This is a genomic window from Campylobacter sputorum, from assembly GCF_002220775.1.
Classification (GTDB): domain Bacteria; phylum Campylobacterota; class Campylobacteria; order Campylobacterales; family Campylobacteraceae; genus Campylobacter_F; species Campylobacter_F bovis.
In genome coordinates this window covers 974,295-990,784 of record NZ_CP019685.1, presented here as the reverse complement: position 1 = coordinate 990,784, position 16,490 = coordinate 974,295, and the positions used below count along the sequence as shown (strand labels likewise).

Below are 16,490 nucleotides of genomic sequence, written 5' to 3'. Positions count from 1 at the left end.
GATATTTAATAAACTTGATAAAATAACGCTTTTATTTTATAAAAGGTGGTCTTATTGGATTATTTAATTTTTATTTTGGTTTTTTGTGTTTTTGTTTTAAGGTTATATTTTTTAAAAATTTCTAAGAAAAATGAGAAAAATATTTTAAAAAATGGCGGAAAAGAGTATGGCGTAAATAATACAAAAGCTATAACTATAGTTCATGTTATGTTTTATCTTTTTTGTTTATTTGAAGCTATTGTAAGAGGGGTGAAATTTGATATGGTTAGTTGTATTGGTTTAGGATTGCTAATGTTTGCATTTTTTATGTTGTATTATATAGTAAATTATTTATTAAAAGGTATTTGGACAGTTAAGCTGATGATAGCTAAAAATCACAAATACAACCCACATTTTCTTTTTAGGACAATAAAACATCCAAACTATTATCTAAATATTTTTCCAGAACTCGTAGGACTTTCAATGCTTTGTCATGCTAGTGTGTCGTTTATTATTTTAGCTCCAATTTATCTTATAATTATGTATATAAGGATAAAAGAAGAAGATAATTTGATAAAAAATGTAATCATACCAAATGGTATAAAAGAATTTTGATTTTATTATAAAATTTATAAATAAAGTAGCAAAATGATATATCTAGTTTCTCATACAAAATTTGATGATAAAAGTGTTAAACATTTGCAAGTTTGTGAGATTAAATTTCATAAATTTAACATTGATTTAAGTAAATTTGATGCTTTAGTTATAACATCAAAAAATAGTATCAAATCTTTGAAATTTAACTCTATAAATTTAGCAAATTTAGAAGTTTTTAGCATAGGTGAGGGCAGTACAAAAGAGGCATTAAATTTTGGATTTAGTGAAATTTACACAGCTAAAAACTCACATGGTGATGAATTTGCAAATGAGATAGCACCGCTTTTAAAAGATAAAAAACCACTATTTTTAAGAGCAAAAGAAGTTGTATCTGATGTTTTTGTAATTTTAAAAAATGGCGGTGTAAATTTAACAGAAATAATAGCCTATGAAAATGTTTTTTTAAATTTAGCAAATGATTTAAAGCCGCCTAAAAACAGCATTATTATTTTTACATCCCCATCTAATGTTAATGGTTTTTTAAGAAATTTTGAACTAGATGCTAGTTATAAAATCATAGCAATAGGCAAAAAAACAGCAATAAGTTTGAAAAATTTTTCAAATATCATTGTTAGTAAAACTCAAAGCATAGAAGATTGTATAGAAATTGCAAAAAATTTAGCGTAAATTCTAAATTTATATACACATTGGCTGTAAATTTAAGTATTGTTTTGTTATAATTTAATCGCCTGAACGAAGCGTCAGTATTTTTGAGGGTCCAACACATAAGTATGGCGATGATGTACTTAGTTCGTGTGATGTGGTTTTGTTTGAGCTTTTTTTTGAAAGCGAGAGATTGCAACCTGTAGAACTAGTCTAGTTGCAAGTTTGGCTTTTTAGGGCCGACCATTTACAACAACGCTCGTTTGGGTATTTTATTTTGGAGACAATATTTGAAAATTTTGATAATTGGAAGCGGTGGCAGAGAATATGCCATTGCTATAAAACTTCTTGAAAATAAAGATAATTCGCTTTTCTTTGCACCTGGAAATGGTGCTACAAATAACTTAGGAGTAAATTTAGATATAACAGATTTTGAAAAGTTGGCTGATTTTTGTGAGCAAAACAAGATAGATTTAACAATCGTTGGTCCAGAAGATCCTCTTACAAATGGTATTGTGGATGTATTTAAAAAAAGAAATTTAGTTATATTTGGCCCAAGTAAAAATGCTGCAAAGCTTGAAGGTAGCAAAGTTTATATGAAAAATTTCCTTAAGAAATATAATATTAAAACAGCTAGATTTCTAAGCTCAAACGATAAAGATGAAATTTGTAAATTTATTGATACTTTAGGTGATAAAGTTGTTGTAAAAGCTGATGGGCTTTGTGCTGGCAAAGGCGTTATCATAGCAAATTCTCACAATGAGGCAAAAAAAGAAGCTCTTGATATGCTTAGTGGAAAAAGTTTTGGTGAAGCTGGAAAAAATGTGGTTATAGAAGAATTTTTGGATGGATATGAGCTTAGTTTTTTTGCGATTTGTGATGGTAAAAACTTTGTAAGTTTGCCTTTTGCACAAGATCATAAAAAACTTAATGATGGAGATATGGGACCAAATACAGGTGGAATGGGGGCTTATGCACCAAGTCCACTAGCTAATGATAATCTTTTAAAAAGAGTTGAAAATGAGATACTAAGAGTTACGCTTGATGGTATGATACAAGAAAATGCACCATTTTGTGGTGTTTTGTTTGTAGGTCTTATGATTGTTAATAATGAACCATATGTGCTTGAATACAATGTTCGTTTTGGTGATCCAGAATGTGAAGTTTTGATGCCGCTAATAAAAGGCGATTTGGCTGGTATTTTAAAAGATGCTAGTTTAGGTAAATTAACTAAGATAGAGCTGTATAATAAATTTAGCGTTGGCGTTGTGATGGCTAGTGAAAATTATCCTTTTAGTTCTTCGCCAAAACAAGAGATTAATGTAGAAAATATACCAAATGACACACATATTTGTTATGCTGGAGTTAGCTTAGAAGATAAAAAACTATATGCAAATGGTGGTAGAGTTTTGGTTTGTGTTGGCAGTGGAGATAACATAAAAGAAGCACAGGAAAAAGCTTATATGCTTTGCCAAAATGTTAAATTTAAAGGTGCAAAATTTAGAAAAGATATCGCATATCAGGCATTAAAATGAGTGATAATGTATTAAAAAAACTAAATACAGAGGGCATTGATATAGCACCAATGAACAAAAGATTTTTATCTTATGCCATTGATGAGGTTTTACTTAGTTTGCTTTTTGTGATAATTTATTGGGATTTTTTTACTACCAATAATGATTTTGAACAAACATTGCAAATGGTTTCATCCATGAGTCTTCAACTTGTGCTTTTAAAAGTTGTTTATCAGTCGTTTTTTATATGGTATTATGGTGCAACTATAGGTAAAATAATTTGTAAAATAGTATGCATTGATGTTGTTATGCTTTCAAAACCAAAATTAAGCACAGCTATTTTAAGAGCGATTTTTAGAATAGTTAGTGAGAGTTTTTTATACTTAGGGTTTGTTTGGGCTTTAGGAAATCAGCTAAGACAAACTTGGCATGATAAAATCGCAAAAACAGTGGTGATAAATGCGTATTAAAAAGATTATTTTTTTTCTTTGCGTGCTTTCTACGATTTCGTATTGTAAAATTGAAAATATGGAACTTTTAGCAGATGAAGTAACCAAAGAAGGAAATACAACTATAGCAAATGGTAATGTTTTGGTTTTCTCGCAAAGCTATCTTGCTACTGCTGATAAAGCTATGTATCACGATGATGATAATTCTAGTATAGAGCTTTTTGGTAATGTAAATTTTATGACAAAAGATGGTTATATTAGCAGGTCATCTTACACAAAACTTTATTTAGAAAATAATAACATAACTTCGGATGCTTCTTTTATGATGAATAAGCAAAATGAAGTTTGGATACAAAGCGATAATGCTTGTGATGATAAAGAGTATTATAATACAAGTGGTTCTGTGGTATCAAGTTGTAATGTTAATGATCCTGATTGGTCTATTAAATTTACAAGCGGTATGATGAACAAAGAAAGCAAGTATTTACATCTTTTTAACCCTAGATTTTATATAGGAAGTGTTCCTGTTTTTTATCTTCCATATTTTGGATTTCCAACAGATAAAACTAGAAGAACTGGACTTTTGATTCCAAGTGTTGGATATAAGCAAAAGGAAGGATTGTTTTATAGGCAACCGATATATTTCGCACCACAAGATAGATGGGATTTAGAGTTAGATCCTCAGATTAGAACAAATAGAGGAACTGGAATTTATGGAACATTTAGATTTGTTGATTCTATGGATTCAAGAGGAAGTATTACAACTGGTATTTTTAAAGAAAAGAAATCTTATCAAGAAGAGCAAAATCTAAAAAACGATTCTCATAAAGGTTTTGAGTTAAAGTATGAAAGGGATAAATTAGTAAAATATTTGCTAGATGATAGCTATAAAGAAGGGCTTTGGATAGATTATATATCTTTAAGAGATGTTGAGTATCTAAAGCTTCAAAATACAGGATCTGATAATGACTATGATGATTCTTTGGTAACTTCTAGGTTAAATTATTTTCTTTCTAAAGACAATCATTATGTGGGTCTTTATGGTAGATATTATGTGGATCTTTTTGAGCTTGCGTCAAAAGGAAATAATGACAAAACAGTTCAAGAACTTCCTACCATACAATATCATAAATTTGTAGATTCGCTTTTTATGCCAAAACTTCTTTATTCTACTGATTTGCTATATCATAGATATGATAGGGATATAGGAACAACTGCAAATCAAGTTGAGTTTAATCTGCCAGTAACTTGGAGCACAGATTTAATGGATGAGTATTTGAAATTTGTAGTTAAAGAAAATTTATACACCACAAAGGTTAATTACTCAAAAAACAAAGCTATCATAGATAATCAAATTCAAGATGTAAAAGATAATGATTATATAAACACATACACTCAATTTGCTTTATCCACAGAGCTTTCTAAGGCTTATAGTAACTTTTTTCATACTATAAATTTTGCAGTTGATTATGTAATTCCAGGGTATGAAAAAAATGGTATAGATAAAAAAATATATAATGGATATGGTGATTTATCAAATATTAATCTGTTTGATAGATATTTAGAAGATAATTTTGTAACTAGTGTGGATGAAAAGTATTTAGATGAAACTTCATCTGCTAGTATGGTTCAGTATTTTTATAACAAAGATGGTAGAAAAGTACTAAGACATAGCGTTGAGAGTGGTTATAATATAGATAAAGATAAATATCTAAATTTAAAGCATCGTATATCTATTTTCCCTTATTCAAATTTATCTCTTCATAATAAATTTGAATATGATTTTAGTGAAGATATATTTGAAAAAATACAAAGTATGATTAATTATTCACACTCTATCATATCGCTTAGACTTTGGCATAATTATGAAAATAAAGGAAAGAGTAAAAATACTCAAAAATATGATAAAGAAGAGTATTTTGGTGCAACTGGTTTAGTTAATATAAATAGGTATTATTCTGTTTTTGGTAGCTTTGGATATGATTTTGAAAATAACTATACAAAAACATGGAGTACAGGGATAAATTATAGAAGAAAATGTTGGGGATATACTATTAAATTTAAAGAAGATTTAGAGCCTGAATTTACAAGTGCAGGCCCAGGAATGGAGAAGAAAAAAGCTGTGTATTTGTATTTTAATTTTTATCCAATCGGTAGCGTTGGCTATGATTATTCCACAACGCAATATAGTGGTAATCAATGATTGCTCTAGAAGAGTTGCAATTTGAAAATCAAATTGAAGCGGCACAAAAAATCATAGAAATTTTACCAAATGATTTGGTAAACGATGATTATCTTATGGTGTGTTCATCCTTGGATTCTGTTATAGTTGCAGATATTGTCGCAAAAGAGCTTAAATTAAGTTATGAGATTATGTTTTGTGAATCCATTTATGCACCACATAATGGCGAATGTGTGATAGGTATGGTAAGCGAAACACAAGAGATAGTTCTGCATGAAAATTTAATAAAATCTTTTGGCATAACGCTTGGTTATGTTTTTGGGGAGGCGCATAGGAAATACGAAGAAAAAATTTTAAAAAATGTTTATAAATTTAGAAAAGGAAATTTATTAGGTGAATTAGCAAATAAAAACATTTTGCTTATTGACGAAGGTTGTGAAACTGGACTTACTGCTGAAATTTGTGTAAAAACTCTGTTAAATGAAGGGGTAAAATCTATAACTTATCTCACACCTCTTATTTCAACTGATATCGCCGATGAGCTAAATGTTTTAGTGGATAAGGTTTATGCCGTTCATAAAATTGCTAATTTTGTTAGTGTGGATTTTTATTATAGAAATAAAATTATTTCAAGTCCAGAAATTATAGTTTCTATACTAGAAGAAAGTCCATATTATTTGCCGCTTCAAAAAGGAGATAAGAGTGCAAGTTAAAATAGAAGTAAATAATCAAAATGAAATTTTTGATGTAGATAAAGTTGCAAAACAAGCAGCTGGTGCTGTTTTAATGAGAGTAAAAAACACAGTTATATTAGCTACTGTTGCTAGAGAAAATTCGCAAGTTGAAGATGATTTTTTGCCTTTAACTGTGCAATATATAGAAAAACAATACGCAGCTGGGAGAATTCCTGGTGGATATGTAAAAAGAGAGACAAAACCTGGTGATTTTGAAATTTTAACATCTAGGATAATAGATAGAAGTTTAAGGCCGCTTTTTCCAAAAGGTTATGCTTATCCTACTCAAATTGTGGTTTATGTTCTTTCAGCAGATCCTGAAGTTGATTTGCAAGTTGTGAGCTTAAATGCTGCTAGTATCGCACTTTATTTAAGTGATATACCTGTTTCAATGCCGGTTTGTGGCGTTAGAGTTGGCTGTATAGATGATAAATTTGTAATAAATCCTAGCAATAGCGATCTTAATAATTCTACTTTGGATTTGTATGTAGCTGGATTAAAAGATGAACTTTTAATGATAGAGATGAGAAGTTTGCCAACAATTGGCGATAATAATAATTTATCAAAAGATTTATCTGATCTTGTTATAAATCAAAATATGAATGAATTTAGTGAAGATAGAATGCTTGAAGCTATTGAGTTTGCAAGAGCTGCTATACTAAAAGGCAGTAACGCTTATGAAGAGGCTTTTTTAAATTTAAAAAAAGAAGATGCAAATCTTGATTTAAAACCAGAGATAGAAAATGAAAGTATAGCCGTTTATATAGATGAATTTTATAAAAATGATGTAAAAGATGCCATAAATAAAATGGCTAAAAGCGAAAGGGCTAGTGAACTTGATACAATAGCAAAAGCTATATCAGAAGATGAAACTGCTGTAAATGAAGGTTGGGATCTTAAAGTTATACAAAATGTTCTAGGTAAATACAAAAGAAAAATCATAAGAGATCAGATTATAAATGAGCATAAAAGAGCCGATGGTAGAGGATTAAAAGATGTTAGACCTATTAGTATAGAAACCAACATACTTCCTAATGCACATGGAAGTTGTCTTTTTACAAGAGGTCAAACTCAAGCTCTTGTTGTAGCTACTCTTGGCTCAGATAGTGATGCTCAGATGAGCGAAATGCTTACTCAAAAGGGAGCTGTTGCTGAGAGATTTATGTTTAATTATAATTTTCCTGGATTTTGTGTTGGCGAAGCAAGTCCATTAAGAAGTCCTGGAAGAAGAGAATTGGGGCATGGAAATTTAGCTAAAAGAGCATTAGCTCCTAGCATACAAGAAACTTCGCCTTATACAATAAGAGTTGTAAGTGAAATTTTAGAAAGCAATGGTTCTAGTTCTATGGCTAGTGTTTGCGGTGGATCTCTTTGCATGAGAGCAGCTGGTGTTGATACTATAAAATTAGTTGCTGGCGTTGCTATGGGGCTTGTATTTGAGGATGATAAATATGCTATTTTAACTGATATAATGGGACTTGAAGATCATGATGGCGATATGGATTTTAAAGTTGCAGGATCTATTGATGGGATAACTGCTTTGCAGATGGATATAAAGCTTGGCGGTATTAGTTTAGATGTATTAAGGCAAGCACTATATCAAGCAAAAGAGGGCAGAGAGCATATTTTAAATTTAATGGAAAATGCAAATGATCAGATTGTTTTAAATGAAGATATTTTACCTAAATTTGAACTTTTTAACATAGATCCAAGTAAAATTGTAGATATCATAGGACAAGCTGGAAAAACTATAAAAGAGATTATAGAAAAATTTGCAGTTAGTGTTGATTTAGATAGAGAAAAAGGCGAAGTTAAGATAGCTGGAGATGTTAAAAAAAATGTAGATGCTGCAAAAGATTATATAATAGAAATAGTTTCTAAAGATAAAAATCAAAAAAGAAAGCAAAATTCTCAACATAAAAAAGAGACGATCAAATTTGAAATGGGTGAAGAGTTTGAGGGGGAAGTTAAAAATATTTTAGATTTTGGTGCATTTATTTCTTTAAGAGATAATATTGATGGACTTTTGCATATATCAAAAATAAAAACTCCACTTAGCGTTGGAGATAAGATAAAAGTAAAAGTAGGCGAACAAAAAGGTAACAAAATCTCTCTTGATTTAGCTGAGTAAAATTACATAAAATAGAAAAGAATTAACTCTTTTCTATTTGTATAGTTTAAATTTGAGCTATATACTCTATCTCTACTAGAACGTCTTTTGGTAGATTTGCTATGCCAACAGTGCTTCTTGCTGGTTTTATTTCGCCTTTAAAATAACTTGCATAAACTTCATTTACTTTTGCAAAATCACTTATATTTTTTAAAAAAATTGTAGTTTTTACTATGTTGTCTAATGATGAACCAGCTTCTTGTAAAACACAGGATATATTTTTCATAACTTGATGAGTTTGATTAACTACATCATTACTCAAAAGTTCACCATCTTTTGTAAGAGGAATTTGTCCAGAGCCAAATATAAAACCATTTGAGATAACTGCTTGCGAATATGGTCCAATAGCTGCGGGTGCATTTTTTGTTGAAATTTTTTTCATATTTTCTCCTAAAATAAAATTTGTAAATTATATCATTATTAATAATATATGTTTTTTAAATAATAAAATTTTTGTAAATTAACATAAAAGCAAAGAAAAGTAATATTATAGAAGCTATGTAAGATAGATTTCTTGCCATATGATTGTTTATAAAATTTCTGTTTTTGTATACAAAAAGAGGCATTAGTGAAATCCAAGAAAATATAGCTATAATCAAACCAGAAATAATAGCTATACTCGATGATTTATCGCTACTTATAGTTGCTATGCTTAGCCAAAATCCTATAGTATAAGGATTGCTTATTGTAAGCAAGAAACCTTTTAGGAATGTTTGAAGCTTTGATGAAAATTCAACATCTTTAAAAGATATTTTATTGTGTGCATTTTTTATAATTGTGTAAGATATATATAGTAAAAAAATAGCTCCAAATACAGCTAAAGATTTTAGAATTATTGGTGTATTTAAAAAATTTAAAATACCATAATTTAAAAGAATTAGATAAAAAATGTCAGCACACATAGCACCAATTCCAAATAAAAGTGCATAAATATAAGATTTAAGCGCATAAGACATTATGATTATATTTACAGGACCTATAGGTACTGCTGCACCATATCCTAATAAAATCCCATGAAGCAAAAAATTAATCAATATAATAAATCCTTTTTTGGTTCACCTAAATAGTAGCCTTGAAATTCATCTATATTAAGTTCAACGCATATATCAAAAACCTCTTTTGATTTCACGAACTCTGCTATTGTTTTTATATTCAAGTCTTTTGCAAATGCAACAATTGCTCTTGTTATGGCATATGAGTTTCTATCTTTATCTATATCTTTTATTATTGAACCGTCTATTTTTAGATAATCTGGCATTAGTTTTAATAAATAGGCAAAATTGCTATATCCGCTTCCAAAGTCATCTATTGCTATTTTAGCACCCATTCTTTTTACTCTTTTTATGAAATCTTCAATTCTTCTTATGTTTTCTATATTTTCATCTTCTAGTATTTCAAAAACAACTCTATTTCCTATGTCGTATTCACTCAGTTTTTCTATTATAAAAGAACTTATAATTCCATCTATCATATCTATTTTTGATATGTTTAAAGATATTATTGTATTTGGATGTTTTTTGAGAGTTTTAAATGTTTTATCTATAAGTATCATTTCTATCTCAGCATATCTTTTTGTTTTTTTAGAAACTTCTAAAAAAACAGCAGGACTTATAGCGCCTTCTGTATCGTTAACAATTCTTACTAAAGATTCATATTTTATAATGTTTTTGTTTTTATCGAAAATTGGTTGAAAATATGGCATAACTTCATTGTTGTATATAGCTTTATTTATCATATATGATCTAGAAATACTTGTTTTAAATTCTCTTATTTGATCTATTTCTTTAAAATAACAAACATAATCTTTATTTAGATTTTTTGCCATTTTTAATGCCGTGAAAGCTTTTTCTAATGTATTTTCTGATTCTAATGCCATGCCTATTGTTACATGTAGTTCTACTTGGCAATCTAGAGTATCTTCAGGAGTAGGAATGCTAAAAATTTTTCCTTTAAGTTTTGCGATTAAATCTTGTACCATATTTTCATATTTTTCTATGTCAAATGGCGAATCTTCTAAAAGTGCAAACTGATCGCCTATAAGTCTATATAGTTTTAGGTTATATTGTTTTGAAAAATCTTTTAGAATTTTTGATAGTTTTTTTAAAAGTTCATTGCATACCGTTTTTCCAAAATAATCATTCATTATCTTAAAATCATCAATATCTATAACTATAATTTTTGGCATTTGCATATCTTTTAGATCCCTATATATAGCTGTTTTATTTGAAAGACCAGTTAGGGAATCTATATAAATCTTTTGTCTTAATTCTTTGTTTTTATTGCGTAGTTCATTATTTTTTCTATTTATATCATCTTGTATTTTTATTATAAAACTTATATAAAATTTATATAAAATATATATTGCTAATATCGATATTGCTAATACTAATAAGCTAATAATAATATTTGATTTGATATTGTCTATTATCCAATATGTAAAATTATGATTTTTTGCAAAATTACCTTCTAATATATATATTGTATCAAATCCTATGATTAAATCATCTCTGATTTTTTTGAAATAAACTACTTTCTTTATATATTTTGATATATCTTGGAATTTATAAATTTCATTTTCTTTTATGGTAGCTTTATATTCATCTAAACCAATTAATATATATTTGCTGTTAGATAGTGGTGAGTTTATTAATTCTGGGTATCTAGAGCTATAGTATATAGTAGGTTCTTTTAAGTCATTAGAACCAATCATCCATATGGACTCAGAGCTATTTTTTATATATTTATCAAAATCAAAGTCTGAAATATTTTCATATTTTTTTAAATTAAATTCTATCTTGTCTATGGTTTCTTTTACACTTAAAAACTTAGCTTCTGTTCTAAAATCATCATCCATATAATACATAGATAATAAAAATAAAATATTTATTGGTATTATAAAAATAAACAATATTATAGGTATTAATATAAATTTGAGTTTATGATTTTTTGTTTTTAAATCAGGTGTATTTTCATTTTCCATTGTTTAAACCTTAAATGATTTTTTAACAAAATTATACTTTTTGAAAGTAAATTTTCATTTATAATTTTATTATTTTTGCTCCAAATCCACCTAAATTTGGTGGTGCATCAAAAAACTCTTTTACGCTTGGATGATCTTTTAAAAATTCTTTTACAGCATAGGCTAATTTTCCTGTGCCTATGCCGTGTTTTATAACAACTTCATCAAAACCTACAATCAGACTATCTGAAATAAATTTATCAACTTTTTGCAAGGCAGCTTCTACTCTAAGTCCATGTAAATCAAGTATCATACTTGCATTTTTAGGTTTTTGTATGTTTAAATTTAGCTTTGGTTGTTGCATTTTAGCTTGATTTACGCTTGGTTTTATAGAATTTAGCGAAACTCTTAATTTTATACCATCGCTTAAAATGGTAACTTCACTTTTGTTTACGGATATGATTTCGCCTTTGATGTTATTATATTTTACTCTATCGCCAATACTAAATTTATAATCACTCTTATCAGACTTTGGTATTTCTATGGCTTTTTTTAAATCATTTGCTCTGTTTATGCTTCTTTGCTTATCTTTTGTATCTTTTAAATTTATAGTTTTTTTGGCTTCATTTATAGCTTTAAAATACTCAATTTCAAGTTTATTTATCTTATTTTGTAAAATTTCATAATTTTTTTCTTGTTGGTCTTTTAAATTTGATATCAGTCTGTCTAGTTTTTGCGATTTTATATCATTTTGTATGATTTTTTCTTTAAGTTCATTTTGTGTATTTATAGCTTGAGAAATAGCCAAATTTAAATTTTCTTTATCTTCGCCATAAGCTTTTTTAGCTTCGCTTACCAAGTTTTGACTTATGCCATAACGAAGTGCAGTTTCAAATGCATAACTTTTGCCTATAATGCCTTTTAGGAACTCAAATTTAGGTGAGCGTTTTTCTTCATCATATAATGCCGCAACTAGCTCTACATCGCTATTTTTACTAAGTAACATTGCTAAGCGTTTATGATGCGTTGTAATTACCATTTTTATATCATTTTGCATAAGTTTGTTTATCATTACGCTATAAAGACTTGCGGCTTCTTCAAAATCGGTTCCAAGTTCTATTTCATCAACTCCTATAAGGATGGATTTTTGAGAAAAAAGTTTAGAAAATTTAATCATTCTGCCCGCAAATGTTGATATGTCATTTTTTACATTTTGAGGATCTTCTATGATTGTTTCAAAGTTTTTAAATGTTCCTATTTTTGATTTAGTGCTATTTATACTCATTGGAAGAAGGTATTTGGCTAATAAACTTGCAGATATTATTGACTTTAAAAGCATACTTTTTCCACCTGCATTTACACCAGTTATTAGTAGCACTTTGCCACAAAACTCAACGCTTACTCGCTTTGGATTTTTTAGGGCAGGGTGAGCAAATTCGCTTAAAATAATATCTTTGGAACTATCTGGTAAAACAAAGCTCAAATCACAGCTTTTTGCCATCATTGCTCTTGCACTAAGAGCATCAAAAGTGTCGAAAGCTTGGTTTATAAATTTCAAAAACAGATAATTTTTATGCAAAATAGAACTAATTTTTACACAATGTTCGTAAATAATCTCTTCTTTTTTATCTAGTATTTCGCTTTGTTCGTTTTTTAACTTGCTTATAGTTGTTGGAAAAATATAAAAAAACCCGCCGCTACTTCTTCCTATGACACTGCCTTTAATAGCGTGATTAAATCCGCCTCTTAAAAGAAGCGTTTCGCTATCATTTATGTAGTGAATTTGTGTATCAACAAGATATGGAGTTAAACTTTTTGAGTAAATTAGTTTTTTAAGTTCGCTATTTATCTGCTCTTTTTTGATTTTATAAGCTTCTTTTAGACTAGCAAATCTATCATCTAATTCATCTTTAAACTCGCCATTTTTATCAAATTTATCTGGCAAATCTTTTAAATTTTGGGGTATTTCTATCTTTTGTAGCCATTCATCAAGTTTTGGTTCAAATTTGAGTTTTTTTAGATACTCAAAATATCCTATTATCTTTGCAAATTCATAAATTTCGCTTATATGAAGCGTTGCTTGTTTGGTAAGTCTTAAAAGAGCATCATCTAAATTTGTTATGTTTGGAGGTGCTTTAAATTCACTATTTGATAAGATTAGTATCTTTTCGTAATTAAGCTTACTATCGCCTTGTAAAAAAAGTGGCTTTGGTCGTGATAAAAATGAGTTAAAATGCTCAATATAATTTTGCAAATCCAATGTTTTGAAAATTTCCTCATTCATCTATTTTGCAATCCTTGATATTTATAATCACACCTTTTAAATTTACAAATTCATTTTTTGGTATGAATGTTGAAGTTCCAAACTCGTAGTTAAAACCACTTTTATTTACATCATAAATTCCACATTTTAAAATTTTGCCTTGGTTAAATTGTGTAACTAAAGTTATTTTTTGCTTACTAATAGATGAAATTTTGCTCTCATATATAAATATACAAATGCAGATAAAAAATACAACTAACGTTGAGATAAGTTTTGATTTTTTGCTAAGTTTTTCGTCATTTATGCTATAAATAACTATGGCAACTACTATAATAATTAAAACTAAGATAAATCTCATATTTCTCCTCTTAATTGGTAAGTTATGTCTCCAGCCCCAAAGCCTATTATCAAACCTTCATCTATGCGGTGTTTTACATCAAATTCATCATTAAAAGTGATAGCTCCATCCTCATTAAAAACTCTTTTTGCGAAATTTGGTCTTAATTCTTTAAATTCTTTTTTTAAATTTATACCATTATCGGCTTCACCGCCTGAATAAACAGGAAGTATTACGATATCATCTACTCCTTCAAAGCATGTTTTAAAGCTTTGTAAATTTGCTTTTAATCTTGTAAAGCGATGCGGTTGCCAAATAACTGTTGTTTTTGATATTCCTAGCATATTAGCATACTCTTTTGCACTTTTTAGAGTTGCTTTTATCTCAGTTGGATGATGACCATAATCGTCTATTAAAATAAAGTCTTTACTAGCTTTTAGTATATCAAAACGCTTTTTTATGCCTTTATATTTAGCTAAATTTTCTCTTATGCTTTCAAGACCAACTTCGCAATTTGCCGCAAGTATAGCAAGAGATGCATCTATGGCGATATGTTCTCCTATGCCAAAAACTTCAAATGTGCCTAAATTTTTAAGATTAAAACTCATATAAGGTTCATAGTTTCTTAAAACCATTTTTAAATCCGTTATATCTTTACTTGGGTATAGTTTTATGCAATCCATTTTTAGTGTAGATAAAAACTCATCTTCAGCGTTTATTACTCTAACTTTTGCTCTTTGCAAAAAGCCTGTATAAGCAGCGTAAAATTTATCTAAATCATAATCATAATGTTCCATATGTTCTGGCTCAGCGTTTGTTACAACTGCTAGATATGGATTTGAGTTTAAAAAGCTACTATCACTTTCGTCTGCTTCAAAAATGACATTTTCGCTTTCAAAATATTTCATATTTGAGCCAAATTGCTTTGATATAGCTCCAATTATAACAGAACCTTCAACTAAACTAGCAAGCATGGAAGAAGTTGTGCTTTTGCCATGTGCTCCAGCAACCGAAAAAACTCTTTTATCATTTAGTATAAATGGCAATATCTCTTTTCTTGATAAACATTTTATACCTTTTTCTTTGGCTGCAATTAGTTCTGTATTTTCAGGTTTTATGGCAGCTGAATAAACTACTAAATCTTGATCTTGTATGATATCAGCACTATGGGGCGTTATAACGCGAATTCCTTCGTTTCTTAAATCTATTATAGTTTGTGTTTCTTTTATATCTGAACCACTTATTATAAAATTTTTTTCTTTTAAAAATCTAGCAATTGCAGAAATTCCAATACCGCCTATGCCTATAAAATGAACTTTTTGCATAAAATTTCCTAAAACTTTTTTGGCAATAATTGTAACCAAAAATGACTTAATGTTTTATCTTTAAATTTAGTGTGATATAATCTACTTATCATTATAAAGGAGTTTTTTGGTGTATAAAAATAAAATTTTAGTTTTGGGTGCTGGGTATGCTGGGCTATCTTTTTTAAAAAATTTGACAGCTAAAAGTATTAACAATTGTGAAATAACGCTAATAAATACAAATTCATATCATTATCATAGTGCACTTTTACATAAAGTTGCAAGTGGAGAATGCGATACTAGAGCGATTTATAATTTAAAAGATGTAATTGATGAGAAGATAAATTTGGTTGTAGATAGTGTAGTTGACATCAAAAAAGATAAGGTTAAAACAAAAAATGGCGAGTATGAGTTTGATTATCTAGTTATAGCACTTGGTTATAGCATAGAAGATTTTGGTATACAAGGCGTAAAAAAACTTCACTCTTTAAGTAACTATGAAGATTCTTTGGATATTAAAAAGGATATATATCAAAAACTTGATAATTATAAATTTACAAACGATAAAAAAGATTTAAGTTTTATAATTTGTGGTGCTGGATTAAGTGGCGTTGAGCTTGCTGGCTCTTTGTCAAATGAGCTTAAAAAATATGCAAAAAAAATAAATATAGATGAAAATGAACTTAACATACTCATTATTGAAGCGCTTCCTTACATACTGCCAATTTATGATGAAAAACTTAGAGATATGGCAAAAAGAAAACTTGAGCGTATGGGTGTAAAAGTATATTTAAATTCAAAAATATTATCTGTTTCAAACGATAGTATAGTTGTAGAAAATTTAGGAGAGATTAAGGCAAATACGATTATATGGACTGCTGGAACTAAGGGAAATGATTTGATTAAAAATTTGGGTTTTAAACAGATTAGATCAAGAATAGAAGTAGATGAGTTTCTTAATCCTATAGGTTTTGAAAAAAATGTTTATGCCATAGGTGATAGTTCTGCTTTTATTTTAGAAAACTCTAAACCTCATATACAAAGTGCACAAATAAGCCTTAAAATGGGGAAATATGTAGCTAACAATATCCAAGCTAAATTAAATGGTGAAAAAGATATTGAGAAATTTAGTTTTAAATCTCTTGGAAGTGTTTGTTCTATAGGCAATGATTATGCACTTGGAGAGGTTTTGGGCTTTAAAGTAAGTGGGTATTTTGGTCATATAATGAAAATTTTAATAGAGAGAAAATGGGATTTTATACTAGATAATTTAAGAGGGTTTTTCAAAAACGGCTAAATTTAATTATTATTTTTTATAAATTTATTTATTTTTTATAGA

General features: G+C 28.5%; 14 protein-coding genes. 8 read left to right on the top strand and 6 right to left on the bottom strand.

Annotated elements, in window-relative coordinates:
- The first annotated feature begins 54 nt into the window (after positions 1 to 54).
- The 7 genes from CSPB_RS04880 to CSPB_RS04850 all read left to right on the top strand — a co-directional run bounded on the left by CSPB_RS04880 (position 55) and on the right by CSPB_RS04850 (position 8,249).
- Positions 55 to 594 carry an isoprenylcysteine carboxyl methyltransferase family protein gene (locus CSPB_RS04880; protein WP_089193385.1) on the top strand — a complete coding sequence of 180 codons (540 nt, stop codon included), beginning with the start codon at positions 55 to 57 and terminating at the stop codon, positions 592 to 594.
- Between the two features lie 33 nt (positions 595 to 627).
- On the top strand, positions 628 to 1,263 hold the full coding sequence (locus CSPB_RS04875) for a uroporphyrinogen-III synthase (RefSeq protein WP_089193384.1): 636 nt from the start codon (positions 628 to 630) through the stop codon (positions 1,261 to 1,263).
- Between the two features lie 266 nt (positions 1,264 to 1,529).
- Positions 1,530 to 2,774 (top strand): phosphoribosylamine--glycine ligase, encoded by a 1,245-nt coding sequence (gene purD / locus CSPB_RS04870; RefSeq protein WP_089193383.1) that lies wholly within the window; start codon positions 1,530 to 1,532, stop codon positions 2,772 to 2,774.
- Positions 2,771 to 3,223 (top strand): RDD family protein, encoded by a 453-nt coding sequence (locus tag CSPB_RS04865; RefSeq protein WP_089193382.1) that lies wholly within the window; start codon positions 2,771 to 2,773, stop codon positions 3,221 to 3,223. Before purD ends, CSPB_RS04865 begins: the two co-directional genes overlap by 4 nt.
- Entirely contained in the window at positions 3,213 to 5,405 is a 2,193-nt protein-coding gene (locus CSPB_RS04860) for an LPS-assembly protein LptD (RefSeq protein WP_089193381.1), read from the top strand. Before CSPB_RS04865 ends, CSPB_RS04860 begins: the two co-directional genes overlap by 11 nt.
- Complete coding sequence (locus CSPB_RS04855; protein ID WP_033916821.1) at positions 5,402 to 6,097, top strand: phosphoribosyltransferase; 696 nt, start codon at positions 5,402 to 5,404, stop codon at positions 6,095 to 6,097. Before CSPB_RS04860 ends, CSPB_RS04855 begins: the two co-directional genes overlap by 4 nt.
- The gene (locus CSPB_RS04850) at positions 6,087 to 8,249 is read left to right on the top strand and encodes a polyribonucleotide nucleotidyltransferase (protein WP_089193380.1); all 2,163 of its coding nucleotides are present in this window, start codon (positions 6,087 to 6,089) and stop codon (positions 8,247 to 8,249) included. Before CSPB_RS04855 ends, CSPB_RS04850 begins: the two co-directional genes overlap by 11 nt.
- A gap of 46 nt (positions 8,250 to 8,295) precedes the next feature.
- Here the strand turns inward: CSPB_RS04850 and CSPB_RS04845 are convergent, their stop codons facing one another.
- Genes CSPB_RS04845 through murC form a run of 6 tightly spaced genes read right to left on the bottom strand, consistent with a single transcriptional unit; the run spans position 8,296 to position 15,172 of the window.
- Positions 8,296 to 8,670 (bottom strand): RidA family protein, encoded by a 375-nt coding sequence (locus CSPB_RS04845; protein WP_089193379.1) that lies wholly within the window; start codon positions 8,668 to 8,670, stop codon positions 8,296 to 8,298.
- A gap of 55 nt (positions 8,671 to 8,725) precedes the next feature.
- Positions 8,726 to 9,322 (bottom strand): LysE family transporter, encoded by a 597-nt coding sequence (locus tag CSPB_RS04840; RefSeq protein ID WP_227484227.1) that lies wholly within the window; start codon positions 9,320 to 9,322, stop codon positions 8,726 to 8,728.
- Positions 9,319 to 11,268, bottom strand: a complete 1,950-nt coding sequence (locus CSPB_RS04835) for an EAL domain-containing protein (RefSeq protein WP_089193378.1) — start codon at positions 11,266 to 11,268, stop codon at positions 9,319 to 9,321. The genes CSPB_RS04840 and CSPB_RS04835 overlap by 4 nt, the downstream gene beginning before the upstream one ends.
- A 58-nt stretch (positions 11,269 to 11,326) precedes the next feature.
- Positions 11,327 to 13,531, bottom strand: coding sequence for an endonuclease MutS2 (locus CSPB_RS04830; RefSeq protein ID WP_089193377.1), 2,205 nt, complete (start codon positions 13,529 to 13,531; stop codon positions 11,327 to 11,329).
- Positions 13,524 to 13,868: a hypothetical protein gene (locus CSPB_RS04825; RefSeq protein ID WP_033916825.1), complete on the bottom strand. Its 345-nt coding sequence runs from the start codon at positions 13,866 to 13,868 to the stop codon at positions 13,524 to 13,526. Before CSPB_RS04825 ends, CSPB_RS04830 begins: the two co-directional genes overlap by 8 nt.
- Positions 13,865 to 15,172: a UDP-N-acetylmuramate--L-alanine ligase gene (murC, locus tag CSPB_RS04820; protein WP_089193376.1), complete on the bottom strand. Its 1,308-nt coding sequence runs from the start codon at positions 15,170 to 15,172 to the stop codon at positions 13,865 to 13,867. The genes CSPB_RS04825 and murC overlap by 4 nt, the downstream gene beginning before the upstream one ends.
- Positions 15,173 to 15,281: 109 nt before the next feature.
- Here murC and CSPB_RS04815 point away from each other — a divergent pair, with 109 nt between their 5' ends.
- A complete protein-coding gene (locus tag CSPB_RS04815; RefSeq protein WP_161492188.1) occupies positions 15,282 to 16,448 on the top strand; it encodes an NAD(P)/FAD-dependent oxidoreductase in 1,167 nt (388 codons plus the stop codon).
- Positions 16,449 to 16,490 lie beyond the last annotated feature (42 nt).

Bases quoted from the DNA above. Each gene is read 5' to 3' on its own strand.
- CSPB_RS04875 (WP_089193384.1), top strand. From the start codon at position 628: ATGATATATCTAGTTTCTCATACAAAATTTGATGATAAAAGTGTTAAA.
- CSPB_RS04865 (WP_089193382.1), top strand. From the start codon at position 2,771: ATGAGTGATAATGTATTAAAAAAACTAAATACAGAGGGCATTGATATA.
- CSPB_RS04860 (WP_089193381.1), top strand. From the start codon at position 3,213: ATGCGTATTAAAAAGATTATTTTTTTTCTTTGCGTGCTTTCTACGATT.
- CSPB_RS04855 (WP_033916821.1), top strand. From the start codon at position 5,402: ATGATTGCTCTAGAAGAGTTGCAATTTGAAAATCAAATTGAAGCGGCA.
- CSPB_RS04845 (WP_089193379.1), bottom strand. From the start codon at position 8,670: ATGAAAAAAATTTCAACAAAAAATGCACCCGCAGCTATTGGACCATAT.
- CSPB_RS04835 (WP_089193378.1), bottom strand. From the start codon at position 11,268: ATGGAAAATGAAAATACACCTGATTTAAAAACAAAAAATCATAAACTC.
- CSPB_RS04830 (WP_089193377.1), bottom strand. From the start codon at position 13,531: ATGAATGAGGAAATTTTCAAAACATTGGATTTGCAAAATTATATTGAG.
- CSPB_RS04825 (WP_033916825.1), bottom strand. From the start codon at position 13,868: ATGAGATTTATCTTAGTTTTAATTATTATAGTAGTTGCCATAGTTATT.
- murC (WP_089193376.1), bottom strand. From the start codon at position 15,172: ATGCAAAAAGTTCATTTTATAGGCATAGGCGGTATTGGAATTTCTGCA.